The organism is Exiguobacterium sp. s102, from assembly GCF_018618635.1.
In the GTDB taxonomy this organism is placed as follows: domain Bacteria; phylum Bacillota; class Bacilli; order Exiguobacteriales; family Exiguobacteriaceae; genus Exiguobacterium_A; species Exiguobacterium_A oxidotolerans.
Map to the genome: position 1 here is coordinate 177,789 of NZ_JACSML010000003.1, position 19,873 is coordinate 197,661.

General features: G+C 45.9%; 19 protein-coding genes and 1 riboswitch. Of the genes, 8 read left to right on the forward strand and 11 right to left on the reverse strand.

Annotated features, from left to right (window positions below; translation table 11 throughout):
• Positions 1-4 precede the first annotated feature (4 nt).
• Together KNQ02_RS10650 and KNQ02_RS10655 are read left to right on the forward strand one after the other, a co-directional pair.
• Positions 5-334, forward strand: coding sequence for a heme oxygenase (locus KNQ02_RS10650; RefSeq protein WP_029332105.1), 330 nt, complete (start codon positions 5-7; stop codon positions 332-334).
• A 161-nt stretch (positions 335-495) separates the two neighbouring features.
• Entirely contained in the window at positions 496-1,242 is a 747-nt protein-coding gene (locus KNQ02_RS10655) for a uracil-DNA glycosylase family protein (protein WP_088838245.1), read from the forward strand.
• Between the two features lie 54 nt (positions 1,243-1,296).
• Here KNQ02_RS10655 and KNQ02_RS10660 read toward each other — a convergent pair whose 3' ends face one another.
• From KNQ02_RS10660 to KNQ02_RS10680, 5 genes are all read right to left on the reverse strand, one after another.
• Positions 1,297-2,025, reverse strand: a complete 729-nt coding sequence (locus KNQ02_RS10660; RefSeq protein ID WP_088838246.1) for a GntR family transcriptional regulator — start codon at positions 2,023-2,025, stop codon at positions 1,297-1,299.
• An 82-nt stretch (positions 2,026-2,107) separates the two neighbouring features.
• The gene (locus tag KNQ02_RS10665; protein ID WP_088838247.1) at positions 2,108-3,529 is read right to left on the reverse strand and encodes a glycoside hydrolase family 1 protein; all 1,422 of its coding nucleotides are present in this window, start codon (positions 3,527-3,529) and stop codon (positions 2,108-2,110) included.
• Between the two features lie 30 nt (positions 3,530-3,559).
• On the reverse strand, positions 3,560-4,897 hold the full coding sequence (gene celB, locus KNQ02_RS10670; RefSeq protein WP_088838248.1) for a PTS cellobiose transporter subunit IIC: 1,338 nt from the start codon (positions 4,895-4,897) through the stop codon (positions 3,560-3,562).
• A 14-nt stretch (positions 4,898-4,911) separates the two neighbouring features.
• Entirely contained in the window at positions 4,912-5,241 is a 330-nt protein-coding gene (locus KNQ02_RS10675) for a PTS sugar transporter subunit IIA (protein ID WP_088838249.1), read from the reverse strand.
• 4 nt (positions 5,242-5,245) lie between these two features.
• Positions 5,246-5,542, reverse strand: coding sequence for a PTS sugar transporter subunit IIB (locus KNQ02_RS10680; RefSeq protein ID WP_088838250.1), 297 nt, complete (start codon positions 5,540-5,542; stop codon positions 5,246-5,248).
• Between the two features lie 150 nt (positions 5,543-5,692).
• Here KNQ02_RS10680 and manA point away from each other — a divergent pair, with 150 nt between their 5' ends.
• Positions 5,693-7,501, forward strand: coding sequence for a mannose-6-phosphate isomerase, class I (gene manA, locus KNQ02_RS10685; protein ID WP_214766292.1), 1,809 nt, complete (start codon positions 5,693-5,695; stop codon positions 7,499-7,501).
• Between the two features lie 109 nt (positions 7,502-7,610).
• Positions 7,611-7,786, forward strand: a riboswitch (Lysine riboswitch).
• A 104-nt stretch (positions 7,787-7,890) separates the two neighbouring features.
• Positions 7,891-9,474, forward strand: coding sequence for a Na+/H+ antiporter NhaC family protein (locus KNQ02_RS10690; RefSeq protein ID WP_088838252.1), 1,584 nt, complete (start codon positions 7,891-7,893; stop codon positions 9,472-9,474).
• Positions 9,475-9,839: 365 nt separating this feature from the next.
• On the opposite strand, the gene htpG is transcribed toward KNQ02_RS10690, so the two are convergent.
• Both htpG and KNQ02_RS10700 read right to left on the reverse strand, forming a co-directional pair.
• Positions 9,840-11,705 (reverse strand): molecular chaperone HtpG, encoded by a 1,866-nt coding sequence (gene htpG, locus KNQ02_RS10695; RefSeq protein WP_214766290.1) that lies wholly within the window; start codon positions 11,703-11,705, stop codon positions 9,840-9,842.
• An 84-nt stretch (positions 11,706-11,789) separates the two neighbouring features.
• Positions 11,790-12,647, reverse strand: coding sequence for a hypothetical protein (locus KNQ02_RS10700; RefSeq protein ID WP_214766288.1), 858 nt, complete (start codon positions 12,645-12,647; stop codon positions 11,790-11,792).
• A 148-nt stretch (positions 12,648-12,795) separates the two neighbouring features.
• Between KNQ02_RS10700 and KNQ02_RS10705 the strand changes: the two genes are divergently transcribed.
• Both KNQ02_RS10705 and KNQ02_RS10710 read left to right on the forward strand, forming a co-directional pair.
• Positions 12,796-13,617 (forward strand): SDR family oxidoreductase, encoded by an 822-nt coding sequence (locus KNQ02_RS10705; RefSeq protein ID WP_088838255.1) that lies wholly within the window; start codon positions 12,796-12,798, stop codon positions 13,615-13,617.
• A gap of 266 nt (positions 13,618-13,883) precedes the next feature.
• Positions 13,884-15,044, forward strand: a complete 1,161-nt coding sequence (locus tag KNQ02_RS10710) for an ArgE/DapE family deacylase (protein WP_214766286.1) — start codon at positions 13,884-13,886, stop codon at positions 15,042-15,044.
• A 47-nt stretch (positions 15,045-15,091) separates the two neighbouring features.
• Here the strand turns inward: KNQ02_RS10710 and KNQ02_RS10715 are convergent, their stop codons facing one another.
• Positions 15,092-15,460: a hypothetical protein gene (locus KNQ02_RS10715; protein ID WP_088838257.1), complete on the reverse strand. Its 369-nt coding sequence runs from the start codon at positions 15,458-15,460 to the stop codon at positions 15,092-15,094.
• Positions 15,461-15,561: 101 nt separating this feature from the next.
• Between KNQ02_RS10715 and KNQ02_RS10720 the strand changes: the two genes are divergently transcribed.
• The gene (locus KNQ02_RS10720) at positions 15,562-15,981 is read left to right on the forward strand and encodes a DUF1801 domain-containing protein (RefSeq protein ID WP_214766284.1); all 420 of its coding nucleotides are present in this window, start codon (positions 15,562-15,564) and stop codon (positions 15,979-15,981) included.
• 51 nt (positions 15,982-16,032) lie between these two features.
• On the opposite strand, the gene KNQ02_RS10725 is transcribed toward KNQ02_RS10720, so the two are convergent.
• Entirely contained in the window at positions 16,033-17,274 is a 1,242-nt protein-coding gene (locus tag KNQ02_RS10725) for an MFS transporter (protein ID WP_214766282.1), read from the reverse strand.
• 17 nt (positions 17,275-17,291) lie between these two features.
• Positions 17,292-17,747 (reverse strand): CBS domain-containing protein, encoded by a 456-nt coding sequence (locus KNQ02_RS10730; RefSeq protein ID WP_029332115.1) that lies wholly within the window; start codon positions 17,745-17,747, stop codon positions 17,292-17,294.
• 178 nt (positions 17,748-17,925) lie between these two features.
• Here KNQ02_RS10730 and KNQ02_RS10735 point away from each other — a divergent pair, with 178 nt between their 5' ends.
• Positions 17,926-18,348: a MarR family winged helix-turn-helix transcriptional regulator gene (locus tag KNQ02_RS10735; RefSeq protein ID WP_088838261.1), complete on the forward strand. Its 423-nt coding sequence runs from the start codon at positions 17,926-17,928 to the stop codon at positions 18,346-18,348.
• A 93-nt stretch (positions 18,349-18,441) separates the two neighbouring features.
• On the opposite strand, the gene KNQ02_RS10740 is transcribed toward KNQ02_RS10735, so the two are convergent.
• Positions 18,442-19,848 (reverse strand): polysaccharide pyruvyl transferase family protein, encoded by a 1,407-nt coding sequence (locus KNQ02_RS10740; RefSeq protein WP_088838262.1) that lies wholly within the window; start codon positions 19,846-19,848, stop codon positions 18,442-18,444.
• Positions 19,849-19,873: the final 25 nt, after the last annotated feature.

The following is a 19,873-nucleotide window of genomic DNA, read 5'->3' on the forward strand; positions in this document are numbered from 1 at the left end:
TTTTATGATCGTCGTAACGAACCGGATTAAAGTCAAAAAAGGGATGGCTGCTGCACTAGCACCTCGCTTCACACGCCCGAGTGGTCTCGACTCGATGGACGGATTCATTCGTGTCGAAGTTCTCTTAACGCAAAATATCGAAGAACATGACGAAATGAACGTCAACATGTACTGGGAAGACATGAAGCACTTCGAAGCATGGCGGAACAGTGATGACTTCAAGGAATCGCATAAGCGTCCTGCGCAGCAAGAAGGCGAGGCACAGGAGTCACCGATGCTCGGCAGTGAAATCATCACCTATGAAGTCGCCTCCGTAAAAGAAAGTACACGTTAATCGACACGACTTAAATCCCCGAATCCTTAAATCGATTCGGGGATTTAATTTTTCAAACGTTATTTTGCAATTAACCTCGCACAATATTTAACAAGGGTTAAATTGTATATCGTTCCATTTATTGTTATTATATGTCCAATACTAGAGAGAGAGGACATATTATGATTGATTCCTTAACGATTTTTGAACAAGTCATTCGAGATTTGCCTGTCGACCGGTCGTTGACACGAGAAGATATTTGTACAGAAGATTTTTTATTGCAAACAGAACATGAGTTATCGGTCTATTATTCCCCAATCGGTGACTACATCAATCCTTTCGCAAAAGTCATTATCGTCGGAATTACGCCAGGACTTGAACAGATGCGAATCGCGTTCGAAGAGATGGCCGATGCCTTACACCATGGCGTTTCGTTAGAGGAAGCGGCAAAAATCGCCAATTATTCAGCTAGCTTTTCCGGTGTGATGCGTCGAAATCTCGTAACGATGCTGGACGAACTTGATTTTGCAACAATGCTGTCGATTCCGACGACCGCTACTTTATTTAATGAACACCAGGAATTACTCCATGCGACCTCCATCTTAAAACATCCTGTTTTCTATCGCGGGAAAAACTACAGTGGTCATCAACCGAAGATAGATCGTATCCCTTTACTCCGACACTATGCGTATGAACACTTCGCAGCAGAATTGAATCAATTAAACGAACCTGCCCTGATTATTCCGCTCGGCCGAATCGTTGAGGCGACGGTTCGGACCTTACTTCATCAAGGACGGATTCGAAAACATTTTCTTTTATCGGGTTTTCCTCATCCCTCTGGTGCCAATGGCCATCGTAAACGTCAATTCGAAGACAACCGTTCCTACCTCAACCAACAATTGATTCACTACTTCACGCGTTCGGATTAAATCAAAAAAAGAGTCCCTGTCGTACCAGCTTCGCGCTGAGACGTCAGGGACTTCTTATCGACCGATATGCACAGATGTGAACACGAATTTGTCATACCGGTGCCGCGAAAATGAATATTCAAATGGTTTTCCGTTCCCTAAAAAAACGACTTGTTCCACTTCGATGACAGGATCGGTTTCGAGATTTCCAAGATATTTTTGATCCCATTCATTCGGTTTATCTGCACGGATCATTTTGTGCGAGCTCGTAATCGTATAACCAAGTTCTTCTTGAATATAGCGGTAAATCGATTGATCGAGAATCGCCTTCGTTAAACCTGTAATCAAGGAGGAAGGCATAAATGTATGCTCAATCACGTAAGCCTCTCCTTCGACGTAGCGGACACGTCTAATTTCATAGACCGGATCCGTTTGCTCAATCATCAAATGTCGTGCGACTTCCTTCTCCGGAAAGCGCACCTCAAATTGAAGTACTTCGCTTTTAACAGCCCGTTCCCCAAGCAATTTGGTCAATCCTTGCGATTCTTTGTTCAGAACGTTAATACGTCCTTGTGAAAAATTCGATGGTAAAATAAACGTCCCTTGTCCCCGTTGTCGGTAAATAATTCCTTCTAAGACGAGAATCTCAAGTGCTCTCTTCATCGTCATCCGGCTGACTTCGAATTCTTCTGCTAAGTTGATTTCGTCCGGCATCGCCTGATCGACATCATATCCCCCATTTAGGATTCGTTTGCGAAGTTCATCAGCAATTTTCTCATATTTCGGTTGTTTCTTTATAGACATGACTTCACCCCATGTATAGACATATAAAAATAATATAACAAAAAAAGATGATCAGGACTAGACATCCTAATCATCTTTTCAGTTATTTCGTAAATCCTTGCTCTTCAATCAATTGTTTGAACCAATGGCCGCTTTTCTTGACCGTTCGTTTTTGGGTCGCGAGATCGAGTCCGACAAAACCGTAACGGTTTTTATAGGCATTGCTCCAAGACCAGTTATCCATGAACGTCCATAAGTGATAACCTTTGACGTTTGATCCTTCCTTCAGCGCACGATGCATCCATTGCAAGTGAGAGGCGATGAAATCGATGCGATAATCGTCCTGAACACTGCCGTCCTCGTCCCGGTAACGTTCCTCCCCTTCTACACCCATTCCATTTTCAGAAACAAAACACTTGATGTTCCCGTAATTCTCTCGCAGGTTCGTCAAAATATCGTAAATTCCCTTTTCGTAGATTTCCCAGCCACGATATGGATTCATTTTTCTTCCCGGCATCTCGTAATAATCGAACAGATGCTCCGGCATGAAAGGTGCATCTGGATGCGGAAGGTGCTCTTTTACTTTGATGCGTCGTGGTTGATAGTAATTAATTCCGAGTAAATCAACGGTATTTTTCGCGATGAGTTCCAGGTCACCTTGAACGACCTCGGGCAAAGCACCTTGTTGTTCCAATAAATCGACCAATTCGGCCGGGAACGTTCCGAGTACGGAAGGATCCAAGAAGGAACGATTGAACAATACGTCGGCTACTTGGGCCGCTTTCACATCCCCAGCATTTTGGCTTCGAGGATAAGATGGCGTTAAATTCAAGATGATGCCAATTTCACCCGTCTGCTCTGTTTCTTTATAGGCCTGTATTGCAAGTGCACTCGATAAAATCGAATGATAGGCCACTTGAACGGCACGCTTGAAATCAACAACGTTCGGGTAGTGGAAGTCGTATAAATAGCCACCTTCTACCGGGACGATTGGCTCATTATGCGTAAACCATTTACTGACACGATCTCCGAATAGTGAAAAGCACGTTTTAGCATATTCTGTATAGGCGGTGACGACGGCACGACTTTCCCAGCCACCGATGTTTTGCAGTGCAAGCGGCATATCAAAGTGATATAGATTTACGAACGGTTCGATGTCCGCTGCAATCAATTCGTCAATCACACGATTATAGAAATCAATGGCAATCGGATTCATTTCCCCCTGCCCCTCAGGAAAAAGACGTGACCAGGAAATCGAGATTCGAAACGAGTTGTGTCCGAGTTCTTTCATCAACGCAATATCTTCTTCATAACGATAATAAAAATCAGAGGCTACCGTTGCATTTACACCATCGAAAAAGCGATTCGGTTCTTGTTCGTACCAATGATCCCAAATGTTCGGTCCTTTTCCACCCTCAAATGCTGCACCTTCCGTTTGTGTCGCTGAAGCTGCTGTTCCCCACCAAAAATCTGCAGGGAACGTATACTTTTGTTCTTTTGCCGTCGTAACTTCCGTTTGATTCATCTCATCCACGTCCTATCTCTATTTTTGAATTCAACCTACATGTTGATTTTCATCTCCGGCAACATTCGCTTCTTCTCGTTCTTTTTTCATATTCAAGCGGTCAATGAAGACTAGGAATGGGAACCACACTGCCATGATAATGGCGAAGTTGACGAGTTGTAACAATCCGCCCGCCAGTGAATTCGTTGCCATCATGCCACTGATAAACATCGGCACCGTCCAAGGCACAGCAACTCCTGTTGGCGGCGGAACGATTCCTGTCGACATCGCAAAATAAGTAACGGTTACGGTAATCAACGGTGCAAAAATCCAGGGAATCATGATGAGGGGGTTCATGACGATTGGTAACCCGAAAATGATTGGTTCATTGACGTTAAAGATTCCGGGTCCGATCGATAACTTACCGATTTGCTTCAACTGTTTTGAGCGCATGAAAAGGAGGATTGCGACGACGACAGCCAGTGTCGAACCGGAACCACCAATTCCAACTGTATAAATTTCAATGAATTGTTTACTGATGATATTCGGGAGTTCTCCATTCGCCGTATAGGCGTTTAAGTTTTCAAGTGACAAAGTGTTCCAGATCGGATCCATGACCGAATTGACGATAACTTGACCATGCAGGCCGAAAAACCAAAACAATTGAACAAAAAAGATGGCGATTAATGTCGGAACCAAACCGTTCCCAAGATTCACGAGTGGTTTTTGAACTAAATTAAAGATTAAATCGTGGAGATTCGTGTCTAAAAGCGAGGTGATAGCGATGTTAATGCCAAGGAAAATGGAAAGTGTCAAAAGTGCAGGCACAAGAGCTGAAAATGACTTAGCCACAGCAGTCGGCACACCAGCCGGCATTTTAATCGTCCAGTTTTTTTGAACGACAAATCGATAAATTTCTCCTGCTAAGAACCCTGTCATCATTGCAAGGAACATGCCTTTTGCACCGAGACGGTCAAGTGGAATGACATTTCCGACAGGATCAGCAACATTTTCGACTGCTACAAAGAAAGGTGTTAAAAGTAAAAAAGAAACAAGGGCGATTACACCACCAAAAACAGCTTCTACATCATAGCTTTTCGAAAGATAATATCCGATACCGAAGACGACGAATAGTGACATGATTCCCATCGTCGCCGAGGGTGCGTTTCCTAATGAAGTTTTAAAAGCATCCAATACTCCAGGCGACATAAATTTATCTAAGAATGGTAAATTCGCAATAACAACGATTAATGAACCGAACATCGTAATCGGAAAAGCGAGCATGAACGCGTCACGTAACGTCTGAAGATAGCGGCTATTGTTTAAATATGCCGCAATCGGCATCAGAAAACGACTCAACAAATCGAACCACTTACTATTACCAGCCATTTCAATCCCTCCTCTTATTTTTGAGAAAATTTATGTTCCATCATTTCAACTAATCCTGACGTCAAATCAAGCATCGTTTGTGTCGACATCAAATGATCTTCTGCATGCAAAAGCAGTAAAGACAATGTCGTCGGCTCACCGCTCGCTTCTTTTTGGACTTGACCGAAATGAATCTGGTGCGCTTCTTGCAACTGTTCTCGGGCATCTGTTAATAACCGCTCAAATGCCTCAAATGATTCTTCCTTGTACACTTCGATTGCTTCACGAATCGTACTTCGCGCATTTCCACTATGCAAAATCATCATGAATGCTACTTGTTCCATCGTCTGTTCATTTGTTTTCATTTCTTCACCCCATCAACTTAACGGCTTGTTCATAGGCCGCTTTTCCGTCGGCCATTCCGTACGCCATCATATCGATGACTTCGACTGGTTTATCTGTCGCTTGTTGAAATTTTGATAATAAAAAGCGCATTTGTGGACCAATCAATACAACATCTGCTCCATCCATTTCTTTTAAAGCTTGGTCTTGACCGACTGCCCAAATTGTCGCCTCTTCACCAAGTGATTGGGCATGTTCCTGCATCTTAGTGACGAGAATACTCGTCGACATTCCTGAACTACACGCCAACATGATTTTTTTCATTTCAACCATTCCTTCCGCGTTTTGGAATCGCTTACAACTTTGATTATACGGATTTTAACATCCATGTCTATACTTGATTTTTATTTTGTTTATTTTTATTTTTAAAAAGTGTAGTGTTGTAATCGAAAACAACTTGGAGGAGGAACAATCATGGAAGAACTGATTTGTTTTGAGCCGATTTTACAGGAGCGGATATGGGGTGGATGTAAGCTTGGTGCATATGGATTTGATACGTTAGGCAAACAAAACATCGGTGAAGCTTGGACCTTGGCTGATCACCAAAACGGGCAAACCAAGGTGAATGCCGGACGTTTTTCCGGTGATGCACTACGGGATTTATGGTCAAATCACCCTGAAATCTTTGGGATGGACACAACGGAAGCTTTTCCTTTACTCATTAAGTGGATTGACGCTGCGGATGATTTATCCGTTCAAGTCCATCCTGACGATCATGATGCCTGTCGCCTAGAAGGACAGCCTTACGGGAAAAATGAATGCTGGTATATCGTCGATTGTCCGGCAGACGCCACCATTATTTATGGGCATGACTTCAAAACAAAAGCTGATTTGTTGCGCGCTGTCCGTGAAGACGATTTAACTTCCGGCTTAATTGATTTGCCTGTTTCACCCGGCGATTTTTTTTACGTTCCAGCAGGTACTGTTCATGCTTTAACCGAAGGGTGTCTTGTCATCGAAATCCAGCAGAACTCTGATACCACGTACCGGTTGTACGATTACGATCGAATTGACCATTCGACCAACAAACCGCGTCAACTCCACCTTAAAGAAGCACTCGAAGTCATTCAATTTCCTCATTTCCAGTACGAGGAGCCTTATGTACCGACCTCTTTTTGTTCAAGACTACTGACAACCAACGCCTATTTTTTTGTCGAGGAATGGGCCATCCATGACATGATTACGATTGCACCACGAACTTCCTTCCAAGTCATCACTATCATCAGTGGCACGCTGATCATCAACCAATTGCGTTATACCGCCGGAGACACGGTTCTGATTCCGGCAAAAGTAACTTGTACCGTTTCTGGAAAGGGGAAACTTCTATTGACTGGTCCAAATCCAACACCGAAACAACGACTTCACATCGGAATTGATCTTGGTGGGACTCACACGCGTGTTGCCGCAATCAATCAGCACCATGTCGTAAAACAATATCGATTTTTGACAGAGGCGGCTGCTGGCCCGGACTATACAATTAAACATTTAAGACAAGCCATCCAAAAGCTACTTGAAGAATTTGAAGTCGAACGAATTGGTATCGCAGCGCCTGGTCCGCTTGATGCAGCAACGGGTCGGCTATTGTCACCTCCAAACCTGCCGGGTTGGGACGATGTAAATTTAGTTCGCCCGTTAGAAGAGTTCTTCAACATCCCGGTTTCCCTTGAAAATGATGCAAATGCCGCCGCGCTCGGCGAAGCATTGTTCGGGGCAGGACAAGACTATACATCCATCTATTACATGACAGTCAGTACAGGAATCGGTGGTGGATATGTCTATCAAAAGACGTTGATTCGAGGCGCACACGGATATGCTGGTGAAATCGGAAATACGATCATCGATGCTTCTGGACCGGAACATCACGTCTTGAACAAAGGCTCACTCGAAGGATTAGCAAGCGGTACGGCTCTTCAGACGCGGGCTGATTCATTAAATGAATCTTCTATTGCACAACTTCTTGGCAATACACAGGAAAGGCTTCGTTTCGTAAATCATTTAGCAACAGGCGTAGCGAACATCATTCACACACTTGATCCGGAAGCCGTCATCATCGGTGGCGGTGTTACGGCTTCCGCCGATTTATTTTGGGAAGAGCTCTTACAAGCCGTCAATGCCCGTCTCTACCCGACGTTACGTCAAAAAACAATCATTCGCTTAGCTGCATTGGAAGGAAATGCCGGTGTCATCGGTGCTGCCCATTTAAATCGGATGAACGCCGAATAACTTCATTGTTCCTTTTGAACAGACTTTACTACTTTTTTTAAAAACAGACTTGAAACTTTTTTCTGAAATATGATAAGGTTTTCTTATTAAAAGAATATGACTATTCTATCGATGAGGTAGAGGCGCGGTCTTAATGAGTATTTGATCTGAGGATGACAACGAGGACGATCAAGGAAAGGTAATGCTGCCGAAGTATCGTCAAGTGTCTGACTTGATGGTACTGGTCGAATTGGGAAATACCCGTTCGATTGCCATACGTGTTTTGTATGGAGCGCTCCAATTCGGCTAAGAAAGACGCATCCAGCAAGGGTGTCGGCTTTGTTGCCGGTGCCCTTGCTTTTTTATATGCAATGGGTCTCATCTTCTAAAAAAAGAGGAGGAACCACACAATGGTCAATTATTCAGATTCAATCGTTGCGCTCATTCCAGCTGTCATTGCAATCGCACTTGCAATCGTGACGCGCAAAGTCGTTATTTCACTTGGTGTCGGTATTTTGATTGGTGCTTTATTGCTGCATAGCTTTAATCCAATCGATACGGTCGTCTATCTCGGCAAAAACATCTTTAGTCTATTTTGGGCGGATGGGGCGTTAAATGAATGGAACGTCTTATTACTCATCTTCTTACTATTACTCGGTGTTCTATCGACGCTTATCCAAACATCGGGCGGTGCACATGCCTTCGGTGAATGGGCAACAACACACGTCAAGACAGCGCGCGGCGCTCGCCTCGCAGCATTTGGTTTAGGTATTTTAATCTTCATCGATGATTACTTCAACAGTCTTGCTGTCGGGAATGTCAGTCGTCCGTTAACGGACCGTCGTGGCGTCTCGCGTGCAAAACTTGCTTATATTATTGACTCGACGGCTGCTCCAGTCTGTGTCATCAGCCCGCTTTCAAGTTGGGGAGCGTTCATCATCTCAATCATCGCGGGTATCTTGACGACACATTCGATTACGGAGTATTCCGCATTCAGTGCTTTCATGATGATCGTGCCACTCAACTTCTATGCGATTTTCGCTCTATTGCTGACGCTTTACATCGCGTACACAGGGATTGCGGTCGGACCGATGCGGACGCATGAACTTCGTGCATTAAAAGGTGAACTTTTCGACGCAAGTAAAGGAACACCGATGGGGATGGCAGAGGAAGTCAAAGAACACGAAGGTGGAAAAGTACGTGACCTCGTCGTTCCGATTATCGTTCTCGTCATTGCAACGGTTTCCGCATTACTCTTTACCGGTGCTCAGGCACTCGCTGCTGACAATCGTGCATTTACGTTGATTGGTGCATTTGAAGCGACAGACGTAACACGTTCACTCGTTGCTGGTGTCGTCATCAGTTTAGTCGTTGCTTTCCTGATGTTGATTGGTCGGAAAATCCCGGCGCGCGAATACGGACACAGCATCTGGGCTGGGATGAAATCCATGTGGCCTGCTGTCGTCATCTTATTATTCGCTTGGACAATCATCGCTGTTATCGGTGACATGAAAACAGGTGAGTACTTAGCAAGCTTCGTCAGTAAGTCGATTTCTGCTTCGTACCTCCCCTTCTTATTGTTCTTGATTGCAAGCTTAATGGCATTCTCGACAGGTACAAGTTGGGGAACATTCGGTATCATGCTGCCGATCGGTGCTGACCTCATCATGGCGGTCGAACCGAATCTCTTACTTCCGACGCTCGCTGCCGTTCTTGCCGGATCCGTCTTCGGAGACCACTGTTCACCAATTTCCGATACGACGATTCTCAGTTCGACAGGTGCCGGTTCGCATCATATCGATCACGTCACGACACAACTTCCGTATGCGTTGGTTGGTGCAGCGACATCGGCAGTCGGCTACCTTGTGCTCGGTTTAACCGATTCATCAATCATCGGCTTCATCGGTGCACTTATCGCCTTCTTACTCGCACTCGTCGTCCTGAATGTCGTCTCGAAACGCGGCAAAGTACCAACTGAACTTCGCGCTGAATAATAAAAAAATAACGCTCAGCTTAGCCGAGACGAGAAAAAAAGAAGGGATTGCCATCTACCGTGATGTGCAATCCCTTTTTTAAGTTGTAGACAACATGGTATGGAGAAATAAAAAGCGTCTTTTTTTCGTTGCTTTCCTCGGGCGAGGCGCAAGCCGTTGCTCCTTGATCCTCACGGACAACGAGCAGGGTCTTGCCTGCCTCTGAAAGTGCGTTAAAAACGCACTTTTCCCCGTAGGAGTCAACGAAACGTGATGCTTTTTAGGTAATACCGTGAGAGAAATACAGGAAAGCACGAACGAATTGCAATTCGATATCGCATGTTCACGCTTCATAAGCGTTTGTCTACACGCTGAAGCGATCATTCTTACACCATCAAGGCACACACTTCATTTGCAAACGCAACTGGATCTTCGATTGGCAAGCCTTCCATGAGCAACGCTTGTTGGTACATTAATTTCGTATAGCGTTCAAATTTCGTACGGTCTTCTTTAAAGGCCGTTTCAATGGCTTGGAAGACGTCATGCGACGTGTTCAACTCTAAAATTTTCACGGCTGAAACATCTTGGTTGTTCGGCATCGATTTAAGAATTTTCTCCATTTCAATCGAAACGGCACCATCCGTCGCGAAGCAGACCGGATGTGATTTTAAGCGTGAAGAAGCTTTGACTTCTTTGACTTGCCCAGCAAGCACTTCTTGCATCGCTGTAAACATCTCGACTTGTGTTTCGGTCGTTTCTGCTTGATCCGCTTGCTCGATGCCAAGATCACTGCTCGTAACCGATTTAAATTCTTTTCCTTCATAGTTGAGCAACATTTGAATCGCGAACTCATCGATTTCTTCCGTAAAGTACAGAATGTCGAACCCTTTGTCTTTGACAAGCTCCGACTGTGGCAACTTATCTAAACGGTCCGTACTTTCCCCTGAAGCATAGTAAATGTATTTTTGATCTTCCGGCATCGCCGCGACGTATTCAGCGAGCGTGACCAGCTTCTTCTCTTTTGCCGAGTGGAACAGGACAAGATCTTTGACCGTCTCTTTATGCATGCCGTAATCATTGTAGATTCCAAACTTCAATTGACGACCAAAGGCTTGATAAAAGGCTTCATACTTCTCGCGATCGTCACGAAGCAGTCCTTCAAGTTGCGTCTTAATCTTACTTTGAATGTTTTTTGCAATCAATTTGAGTTGGCGGTCGTGCTGCAACAACTCACGTGAAATATTGAGTGACAAGTCTTCCGAGTCGACCATCCCTTTGACGAAGCTAAAGTGGTCCGGCAAGAGGTCACTGCATTTTTCCATGATCAAGACGCCGTTCGCATACAGTTCAAGCCCTTTCTCGAACTCTTTCGAATAATAGTCGAAGGACGGTTGCTCCGGAATGAATAAAATCGATTGATAACGGACGGCACCATCTGCACTGATATGGATGTGCTTGACTGGTGTATCAAATCCATATCGTTTTTCTTGATAGAAGTTCGTGTAATCCTCGTCCGTCAACTCCCGTTTATTTTTCCGCCAAATCGGCACCATGCTGTTGATTGTCTTGACGACCTTCACTTCTTCCATCTCGTCCGATCCTTCAATCGGTTGACGTTCCGTCTCTTCCATCTCAATCGGATAGCGGATGAAGTCGGAATACTTTTTGACGATCGTCCGCAAACGATGTGTATCTAAATACTCATCATAATTTTCATCTTCTTCGTTCGCTTTGATGTGCAGCGTGATTTCCGTCCCGACTGTAGCTTTTTCGACTTCTTCAATCGTATAACCGTCGACACCGTGCGACTCCCACTTGTACGCTGTTTCGCTACCGAATGGTTTCGTGATGACCGTGACCACATCCGCGACCATGAATGCCGAATAAAAGCCGACACCGAACTGTCCGATGATGTCGTGTCCGTCTTGCGCGGCATTCTCCGCCTTAAAGGCAAGTGACCCACTCTTCGCGATTGTTCCGAGATTCGCTTCGAGCTCGTCTTTCGTCATCCCGATTCCCGTATCACGAATGACGAGCTGTCGTGTCGTTTGGTTTGGTTCAATCGTAATCTTATAGGCATCCTTTTCGAATGTCAGTGTCTCGTCCGTCAATGCTTTGTAATAAATCTTGTCTATCGCGTCACTAGCGTTCGAAATCAACTCACGTAAAAAGATTTCCTTATGTGTGTAGATGGAATGAATCATCATTTCGAGTAAACGTTTCGACTCTGCCTTGAACTGTTTCGTTTCCATTTCCGATGCCCCCTAGTTCTTTTTTAGCACTCTAACAATAAGAGTGCTAATACAAATCTATTATTACGGATTGGAAAAATAGTGTCAATCCCCTTCTTCAAGTCGGCTGCGGATATATTTTCCGATTTTACATAAGCTTTCCGCCGACCCGTATGTGCCATGACTGACACCATGGCAGTCCGGCCGATTCCCGAGTCCGATGAACTGCTCACTCGGTTTAAAGTGAAGACCGATGATTGGAACGGAAAATTGTTCCGAAGACCCGAGTTCGAAGACGGCATCCGGATACCCCGGGACCGGCTCGGGCGCTTGCCATGTAGCCGTCTGATCGATTGTCCGGTAACGTTCCGTATGTTCCCGTCCGAGGAGAATGATGCCGCGTAACGAAAAGAGACGAATCAATTTCAAAAGGAACGTCTGACCAAATACGGTTTCTTCCAGTTCATGTCGCTGAGCAATCGTTCCCATGTACCGTTTCGTCGGAAAGGGAAAGAAGTCCGTATGGATGACCGGCTCTCCGGTTCCGTAAAAAGAAGCTTCGAATCCATTCAGAAAACCTTCCAATTTTCCTCCCCCCTCCCGTCCGAACCACGATTTATAAATGTCCGGCTGTTTGAAATAACGATTATAGGAATCAATCATTTGATTAAATCGTTGGTCCGTCCGGTACTCCGTAAGCGGCGCATCGACTTCTCTTAGGACGAATGGTCCTGTCGTCTCATAGCGTAACGTGCCATCCCGGTTCAAAAACTGGCCTGCCGACGGATTCGTCGCAATCGTAAGCCAGCTACGCTCGCTTACGTCACCAAACCATAAGACCGGTGTCGTCCGGTCAATCAACTCATCCTTAAATACATCTTTCTCTAACTCGATTTGGTACAGAATCGCTTCATCGAGTAATTTTTTTGCATATTCACGTTGTTCGGATGTCAGCGTTCTCATTCCTTTCCTGTCGGGTTTTCACTTTTCATCTGTTCCCGTTCTCATGGATTGCTAGACAGTTCAGTAGGTTTATCCTCCAAAGTCAAGGGAATGATTCATAAGGTGAACAACATTCGGAGCAAGAGTACTTAGAAGGAGGAAATTACACATGGGTCGATTAGAGAATAAAGTAGCAGTTATTACAGGTTCAGCTACAGGAATTGGTCAAGCAACGGCACTCGTCTTTGCCGAACAAGGGGCGAAAGTCGTCTGTGCTGACGTCAATCTTGAAAAAGCACAGGAGACGGTCGAAAAAATCAAACAGGCTGGTGGACAAGCGGAAGCGATTCACGTCGACGTCACGCAAGTCGATAGTGTCGAACAGCTCGCGACACAGCTGAAAGACACGTACGGAACGATTGACGTTCTGTTCAACAATGCCGGGATTGATCAGCAAGGCGGAAAAGTCCATGAATATCCGATTGAACTGTTTGACCAAATCATCGCGGTCGACTTACGTGGTACATTCTTGACGAGTAAATTCTTGATTCCTTTAATGCTTGAGAAGGGCGGATCGATCATCAATACGTCATCGATGTCAGGTCGCGCTGCCGACTTAAACCGCTCAGGTTACAACGCAGCAAAAGGTGGAATCACGAACTTTACACGGGCGATGGCAATCGATTATGCGCGTGAGGGCATTCGTGTCAACTCGCTCTCACCAGGTACGATCGAAACACCACTCATCGACACGCTCGTCGGTGGAAAAGACGAAGACCAAGGAAAACAATTCCGTGATGCCAATGCATGGATCACACCAATGGGTCGTCTCGGGAAACCACGTGAGATGGCAACGGTTGCCCTCTTCCTCGCTTCCGACGACAGCTCTTACGTGACAGGTGAAGACATCACAGCAGACGGCGGGATCATGGCCTACACATGGCCTGGCGAGATGTTGATTGATGATAAATGGAAGACGGATGCTGAATAACGATCCATTTGACGCATGAAACATCGCAACATCTAAATAAAGAGGAGGACGATTTCGAATCGTCCTCCTCTTTTTCGTATGTCCTTCGACTTATTAAATCAACAATCTGCGCCTTTTGACCACAGTCCTTTGACGCATCCTCTTAAAAACGGACCATTTGATTCTAAGAAATACCGCGATTTTAAATTTTCTCCTCGCTTGTTTATCTCTCGGATAGCTTTTTTTCGGGGAATACTCTAGTGAATGTAAATCAAGGAGGAATCAGCATGACGCAACAACAACAAATCGAATCACTGCAACACTGCCTGCAAATTCCGAGTGTCAATCCGCTCGACGGGGAACGAGACGTCGCGACTTTTGTCTATGACTACTTGACCACTCACGAAATCGAAACCGAATGGATTGAGGTCGCGCCAAAACGAATCTGTCTCGTCGCGACCCTTCCGGCAAGCGAGGTAGCCACCGAACCAAAAACAATCGGTTTCTCGGGTCATCTTGATACCGTACCTGTCCAAACGACCGGTTGGACAAAACAACCTTTTGGTGGTGAAATCAGCGACGGACGGATTTACGGTCGCGGGGCATCCGATATGAAGTCTGGTGTGATGGCAATGGTCAATGCGATGATTGAGTTAAAGGACTGTGCGGACCGCCCGAATCATCTCAAACTACTTATTACATCTGATGAAGAAAATGGTATGACAGGCGCGAAGTATTTGACGGAACGTGGTGACGCCGACGATTTAGATGCGCTGTTGATCACGGAGCCGACAAGCGGAATGATTGGGTATGCTCAAAAAGGTGTCGTCGGAATCGAAGTGACGTGCGTCGGTAAAGGGGCTCATAGTTCCGCGCCGCAACTCGGAAAAAATGCCATCGATGATCTGTATCGTGTCATTCAGGAAGTGAAGTCGGACCGTTTCACGATCACCGACAATCGCCACCCGCAACTCGGTCCTGTCGTCGCCTCGATCACGTCGATCCAAGGCGGAGAAGGTCCGAATGTCATCCCGAGTAACGCTTCCTTTTACATGGACATCCGGACGATTCCCGGATTCGGACGCCTCGAGATTTTAGAAGCTTTTGCGCAGATCGAACAACGGCTGCGTAAGGAAGATCCGACGTTCGCGATGACCCTGCGTGTCATCAAAGAGATTCCTTCATGTGAGACGGATGCGAATGCACCGTTCCTCGAAACGGTTGCACGACACATGGAAACCATCACGGGTCATCCGGCGCGGCGCGTTGCGATTCCGGGTGGGACGGACGGAGCCATGTTCAGCCAAGCCAACCGGACCTTCCCGATTGCCGTCGCTTCGTTCCACGACTTCCGTTTCGCCCATCAAGTCGATGAATCGATTCCCTTGTCGGAGTATTTCCAGACGATTGCGTTATGTAAGCAACTCGCACTTGAACCCCTAGCCTGAACGAAAAAAACCGCTCAAGCCTTCTCTTTCGAAGACTCGAGCGGTTTTTACGTATAGACTCCGATACTCGCAAGCGCTTGTCCGAGATAACTCTGATCACTTTGCAACGCTATTGTCTGTTGACCCTTCCATCCGATTTCAATCGTGACGTGACCGAGACGATGATAGGTCAACGTCATGTGAAAATCTGCTTGCGTATAGGTCGCAGATCCACGAAGTTGCTCATGGACCGTTAAAAAATCATGCGCAAAGGAATCATACTCAGCGAACGACATATTTAATCGATGACTGGTCTGGTTGTCCGATTGCGATAGGACGACATCGATTTCCAGTATTTCTTCCAGACGATTGACCCGTAAAATACGCCATTCGACCTTCCCTTCATAACCAATAAAGTAAATACTATGGACCTTCATCACGCTCACCTCGATTCTTATTGAGTGGATCGACATAAAATCGGGAAAAGAAGAACTAAAATCATAAATATCAATAGGTGTTTTCAGAAAGGAGCCGCCATATGACTTACAAACAAAAAACGCAACCCAACACAAACAGTGTGACTGAATTTTTAAATCAAATCGAATCCCCTGCAAGGCGCGCAGATTGTCAGGTATTACTTCAGCTATTTGAAAAAACGACGAACGCTCCACCTGTCATGTGGGGAGAATCAATGATCGGATTTGGTCACTATCATTATAAATACGCCTCCGGACATGAAGGAGATGCCTTTCTCGTCGGTTTTTCACCTCGCAAAGCAAACATTAGTCTTTATTTCGCTCCCGGGGCTGATCGTGAGGCATTGCTCGCCAAGTTAGGTAAACACAAAAGTGGAAAGGCATGCGTCTATATCAATACGGTAGCAGATGTCGATCTGGCTGTCATCGAATCCCTTATCGTCGAGTCTATGACTTTTTTACGTACTACGTATCCTGATTAAGAAAAACAATCCGCTCTTCTTTCTTAAGCAATTGAAAGAAGAGCGGATTGTTTAGTGACCGCTATCGATTGTATCGATGTGACGGATGTGCTTAAGATTGACCCCGATGATGACGACAGAGAGTAAGACAAATCCGCTCCCGACGTAAAACGGCAAGTTTGCGTTAAAGATTTCAGCCAATTTACCGGCCATGAATGGCGCGATGGCTGCCCCAAGGAAACGTAAAAAGCTGTATGCAGCAGATGCGGTCGAACGTTCGACCGGTGCCGCGTCCATGACGGCTGTCGTAATGAGTGTGTTGTTATTACCAAGTACCGCCCCGGCAAGAATCACACAGACGATGACGACAGCTGGTGTTTCCGTAAAGATCCCCATCAATAGTAAGAGAACGGCGAACAGTAACAGCATCAACACCATCGCTTTAATCGTCCCGAGCCATTGTTTTAATTTCGGTGCCGTCAAGACAGACGTGATGGCGAGCAACATCCCCCATCCCAGGAAGACGAACCCGAGACCTTGTGCCGGCAGTTTCATGACGAACGGCGCATAGGCCATGATTGTAAAGAAACCGACGTTATAGAAGGCCGCGACAATCCCGAGTGTCAAGAGCGACCGGTGTTTCATCGCTTGGAAAGGCGCGAGCAAGGAAATTTTTTGCCGTGGTGCCGTCGTTGTTGCGACCGGTTTCGGCATCAAGAACAACAGGACAAGGAAGGCGATGACCATGATTGTCGCGACACCCATGAATGGTGCACGCCATGTGATCGAACCGAGTGTCCCTCCGAGAAGCGGCCCAATTGAAATCCCGAGACCGACAGCTGCTTCATATAAGATGATTGCTTTTGCTGTCCCGCCTGACGAAAGGGAGACGATGGCCGCAAGTGCCGTTGCGACGAACAAGGCATTCCCAAGCCCCCAGCCGCCACGTAAGGCGACAAGCGTCCAAATGCTATCGGCTTGCGCTGCAAATCCAGCGACGAGCGCGATGACGGCAATTCCTAACATCAATGTTCCCTTTTGACCGATCCGTGATGAAATCGCACCTGTGATCAGCATCGCGAATGCCATGACGGCATTATAACTTGTAAATAAGAGCGTGACTTCACTTTTTGAGGCTTCTAAATTATCGGCGATCGTTGGTAAAACCGGGTTGACGAGCCCCATCCCCATGAATGCCGTGATACTCGCAAAAAATACTGCCCACACGGCAATCGGTTGGTGGAATAATCCATGCTTGCTTTCTTCTAACACCGTTTCCGGCGCAAGCGTCGTTGTTTTATTGGCAAGTGCCATATTGTCCCTTCTTTCTCTTATAAGAACCGTTTAAAGGAGTGACGGATGACGTCGCCCCGACTGATGATTCCGACAAGCTTTCCTTGTTTTAAAATCGGTAATTTTTTAATCCGTTTCGAACCGAGCGTCGCTGCGATTTCTTCCATCTCCGTTTCAACATCTGCCGTGACGACTTTCCGGCGTGCCATCTCCATGACCGGACGGTTCAGAATGTGACGCACCCGCGCGTCATAATCTTCTTCATCCCCTTTGATGACATCTACATATAAAAACGTATCGACGATGATGTCTTTGTGCTTTCCAATCGCCCGCATGATGTCACCATCACTGATGTACCCAACGACTTCGCTCTCGTCATTGATGACGGGAACACCGCTGATTCCGGATTGGATGAAACGTTCGACGACATGGCGGATGACGTCTGTTTCGTGGACTGTGATCACTTCTTGTTTCATCGATTCATAAGCTTTCATCGGAATTCTCCTTTTGTGTGTGTTCTGAATAAATAAGTTGTATGATGCAATTAAATAACAGAAATGATTGTATAATACAACTAATGGACTGTCAAGTTTCCTGACCTCTCATTGACAGGGGCTAAGTCCTTGCGTAATGATGGGAAACATGAAGCACTTAGGAAAAGAGGGGATTAACATGTCTGATCAGGCACTCGAAGTGATTGAACTAGAACTTGCGATTCTGATTCGTCGTTTGACGACAGCGACGGCCGATAACCGAAATTTAGATCGCGCGTCGTATTTGTTACTGCGTCAACTGTCCGAGTCTGGTCCAGTCGGGGTGAAGACATTGGCACGCGAATTGCAACTTGACGTCTCTACCGTCAGCCGGCAAGCGGCAGCGCTCGATCAAAAGAAATTGGTCGAAAAAGTACGCGATGAAGCAGATGGCCGTGCCTTCTTCTATCACATCACTTCATTCGGACAGGAAGAATTGACGATTTACCGGACGGCACGCCTCGCGAGCATCGAACGCTTACTGACAGACTGGTCAGGCGATGATACGGAAGCATTTGGACGCCTGCTCCAACAATTTAATCGTGAACTACGGGAACGTTAATTAAAAAGCTTCATCTCTTCTTTTTTAGGAGATGAAGCTTTTTCTATGCAATAAAAAACGTCTCACACCGCATTGGCATGAGACGTCTTATTTTTATTTCTTCGCGAAGAGATCGGCTGTCTTAAGTGCCATCCGAACCGCTTTACGGTTCAATGTACCTTCTTGATGTTTAACCATCTTCGTCTGCTTGTTGAGTTTACCTTGTAATGTTTTAATCTTTTTATCTTTATCTTTATCGCGTTTTTGGATCGCAGCGATTTTTTTCTCTTCTTCCGGGAAGAATGATTCAAAACGAGCGATTGCTTCTTCCATGCTGATTCCTGTGATCGGTTTAACCGCTGGGAGAAGTTCTGTTTTCGCCATTTCACGGTCAAACGGCACGTTCTCTGGGTAGTTCGTGTCTTGGTAGATGTGCTCCAATTCGTTTGTGTTCAAGAAATCGACGAAGTTGTCGAAGTTTTTCGCTTGAATCCGAGCCGGGCTTTGGAAGTCAGCTGTTTCGACGATGTCTGAAAGACGTGTGTCTGCCGTGATATCGTTCGCCCAGATGTGCGTCAATTGGTGGTAATCCGTCAATTCACGCATCCGTGCATCTTTCGGAATCAAAATACTTGGTGTTCCAGCGAGCGTCGCTGTGATGTTTCCGTGGAGACGCGCACCAAAGCTCAAGTCAGCTTCTTTGAGGAAGTCGAACCAAGTTTGAGCGTTCAAGAAGAAACGAACACGGTCGTTCATATATGTCGGGTCAGACATTTTAACCGGGTAGTTCGTGACAGAAAGGTCCGCGATCGGATGCGTTCCTGTGTACGTCAATTTCAATTCTTTCATCCATTGCGGGATGAAGTAGTGATTTGGATACTCTTCCATTCCACGTGTGATGAAATCAAGGACGTTTTTCGGCGAAAGACGTGACGAGTTAACACTGATCATCGAATCTTTCGTGATGTTTGTCTCACGGATGTGAAGATCACGACCAAACGCATACATCGATGGGCAACCGATGACTTTGTGATCGATGCCTTCACGGAAACCGAGGCGTGTCAGGTATTTCGATGTGATTTCACCACGAAGTCCGATGATGCTTGAACGTTCGAGGACTGCGCTGACGAATGCTTTAACATCCTCGTCGAACGGGAATCCGCCTTTTAAGTCCGGCTCGAATGGTGCGCGTAGACCAACACCGATGACGACGACCGGAATTTTCAATTTCTTAATCAAACGTGTGTACTTACGAAGTGATGGTGCGAACTCTTGACGGAATGCATCCGCAAGTGGAATGACGTAAAGATCGAAGTTTTCGTTGATCTCGTCTGCACGCTCTTCATCGTAGTAGTAATAGTCAGGTGTGATCGTCGTTCCTTCTGTCATCAATGTACGGAAGATACTGTACTGATAGATCAAGTTCCCGACGTTCCCTCCGATTGAGTTTTCTTTCATCATGTACTCAGCGTCGAACTGCTCAAACGGTGTCATACCGGCGCGAATGATAATACGTTTCATGTAAATTAAATCCCCTCTCACATCT